General features: G+C 78.5%; 2 pseudogenes. One reads left to right on the top strand and one right to left on the bottom strand.

Features of this window, described 5'->3' with window-relative positions:
- Positions 1 to 1,043, top strand: a pseudogene (locus tag GA0115242_RS30435) (dihydroxyacetone kinase); the annotation flags it as partial.
- Between the two features lie 7 nt (positions 1,044 to 1,050).
- Here GA0115242_RS30435 and GA0115242_RS30440 read toward each other — a convergent pair.
- Positions 1,051 to 2,882, bottom strand: a pseudogene (locus GA0115242_RS30440) (tetratricopeptide repeat protein); the annotation flags it as partial.

Here is a 2,882-nt window from a genome sequence, read left to right on the forward strand (position 1 = left end):
CCGGGGGACCGGGAGCGGGCGTCCACGCGCGCGTGGACGCCGTCGAGGCGCCGGACCCCGCGGAGCACGGGCCGGGCGCGCCCGCCGCCGAGGAGTGCGACGGGGACGGCGCGGGCCCGGACGGACCCGCCTTCGAGGTGATCTACCTGCTGGAGGCCGACGACCGCGCCGTCGCCCGGCTGCGCACCCGGCTCGACGCCCTCGGCGACTCCCTGGTCGTGGTCGGCGGCGACGGGCTGTGGAACGTCCACGTGCACGTCGACGACGCCGGGGCCGCCGTGGAGGCGGGCGTCGAGGCGGGCCGCCCCTACCGCATCCGCATCACCCACTTCGGGCTCGGCGACGCCCACACCGGCGGCGGGCGCCCGCCCCGCGAGCGGGTCCAGCGGGCCGTGGTCGCGGTCGTGCCCGGCGAGGGCCTGGCCGGGCTGTACTCCGAGGCCGGGGCCACCACCGTGCTCGCCCGCCCCGGCGAGCCGCCCGTCAGCGGCGAACTGGTCGAGGCGGTACGGCGGGCCCACGCGCGCGAGGTGGTGCTGCTGCCCAACGACGCCGACCTGCGCCACACCGCCGCCGCTGCCGCCGAACAGGCCCGCACCGAAGGCATCAGGGTGGCCCTCATCCCCACCCGCTCCGCCGTGCAGGGCATCGCCGCGCTCGCCGTGCACGAGCCGGAGCGGCGCTTCGACGAGGACGTCGTGTCGATGACGTCGGCCGCGGGCGCGACCCGGCACGCGGAGGTCGTCGTCGCCGAGCGGCAGTCCTGGACCATGGCCGGCATCTGCCAGGCGGGCGACATCCTCGGCCTCATCGACGGCGACGTGGCCGTGATCGGCGCGGACGTCACCGTCACCGCCGCCGCCGTCCTGGACCGGATGCTCTCCGCCGGGGGCGAACTCGTCACCCTCGTCCTCGGCGACGAGGCCCCCGGGGCGATCGCCGAGCACCTCGAAGCGCGGGTGCGGGAGTCCTACCTGGCCGTCGACACCATGGTGTACCGGGGCGGCAGGCAGGGCGCCCTGCTGCTCATCGGCGTCGAGTGAGCGCCGCTCACTCCCCGCCCGACTCCGCCACCACCTGCATCATCTGCTCCGCCTCCGCCCGGCGGCCCCGGGCCGCCTCGTCGTCGCGCGGCGCGTCCGCGTAGGCCGCGAGCACCGCACGCGCGCGTGCCGCCGCCTCCGCCGGGCGGCTGAGGTCGGCCGCCAGCCAGCCCGCCGCCAGCTCCGCCCCGGTCCGGCCGTGCAGGCCGTCCGCGCCCAGCGACGCGAACACCGCGACGGCCTCGGTGACATGGGCGAGGGCCGCTTCCAGGACGTCCCTGATGGCGTCGTCGTCGGCGTCCCCGGTGACCGACCGGGCCAGCAGGTCGCCGAACTGCCGCCGGGTGTGCCCGAGTTCGGCGACCAGCCGCTCCCTGGCCCGCTCGTCGTCACCGACCCGCTCCAGCGCCGTCGCGCACTCCTCCACCGCGCGGGCCATCAGCGCGCTCGCCGCGTCGACGGCGTCGACGGCACCGGCGTCCTCCGCACCACCGGCGTCCTCCGCGGAATCGGCGTCCTCGGCGGGATCGGCCCGCAGCGCCAGCCACGCGCGCGCCCGCAGCGCCCGCACCAGGCCGTGGACGTTGCCCAGCTCCCGCCACAGCTCGCCCGCGCGCGCGTAGGCGCGGTCCGCGTCCTCGGCCAGACCCGCCTGCCCGAGCGACTCGGCGGCCAGGTGCGCCAGCGTCGCGTGGTCGTGCTGCTCCGGCCAGTGCCGGGCCGTCTCGGCCGCCAGCAGCCGCCGTTCGGCCGCCGCGTGGTGCTCGCCCAGCTCGCTCAGGCAGTCCCCGAGCCACCACAGCGTCTGGACGACGGCGCCGTCCCCGTGGGTGTCCGCGTTCAGGTCGGGCAGCGCCGACTCCAGGACCTCCGCCGCCTCCGCCCACCGCTCCTGGCGCAGCAGGAACCCGCCGAGCTGGTGCCTGGCCCAGGCGCCGAGGGTGCGCCCCTCACCCGCCTCGTCGGCCCAGTGCGCCGCCTCCAGGGCGTGCTCGGCGGCCTCCGCGAACCCGGCCCTGCCGCCGACCACCTCGGCGAGCTGCAGGTGCAGCTGGGCCCGCCCGACCGGTTCGAGGTGGTCCCCGCCGTGCGCCAGCGCCGACCGCAGTGCCCGCTCCGCCTCGGCGACATCGCCCAGGTGGTGCGCCAGCGAGGCGAGCCGTGCCTCGTACTCCACCGCGTACCAGGGCAGCCCGGCGGACGCGAACGCCTCCGCCGACCGCGCGAACAGCCGCGCCGCCGTCTCCAGGTCTCCGGCGTGCGCCGCCAGGTCCGCGAGCATGGCCTGCGCCTCCGCCGACCGCGCCAGCAGCCGCACCTCGCCCCCGGCCCGCCCGTCGACCAGCGCCAGCAGCTCCCGCACGGCCGCCTCGGCGTCGGCCAGGGCACGGTCGAGGGCGCCGTCCCGGGCGTCGACCGCGTCGTCCTGCGCCGCCTCCTGCACCCGCCGCATCAGCGTCCTGGCCCGCGCGATCAGCACCGACGCGGTCTGCCGCAGCCCGGTGCCGTCCTCGGCGTACAGCGCGAGGACCTCGTCGTAGAGGACGGTGACGGCGGCCAGTGCCTCGCCGGTCTCCCCGCCCAGGGCGCGGACGTACGCCCCGCGCGCGCGTGCCGCCAGCGCCTCCCCGGGGTCGCCCGCCTCCGCGTACAGCAGCGCCGCCCGCTCGAACAGCGCGACGCCCTCGGGCCCTTGGCCCATCGCCTGATGGTCGACGACCTCCGCGCGGTCCCGCGCCGACAGGACGTCGCCGCCCGCGCCCGCGGCCGCCCGCGCCCGCTCCGCGCGCCGTCCGACCGCGGCCCACGCCTCGACCGCGTTCGGCCGCAGCCCGTCCG

This window comes from Streptomyces sp. SolWspMP-5a-2 (genome assembly GCF_900091845.1).
Classification (GTDB): domain Bacteria; phylum Actinomycetota; class Actinomycetes; order Streptomycetales; family Streptomycetaceae; genus Streptomyces; species Streptomyces doudnae.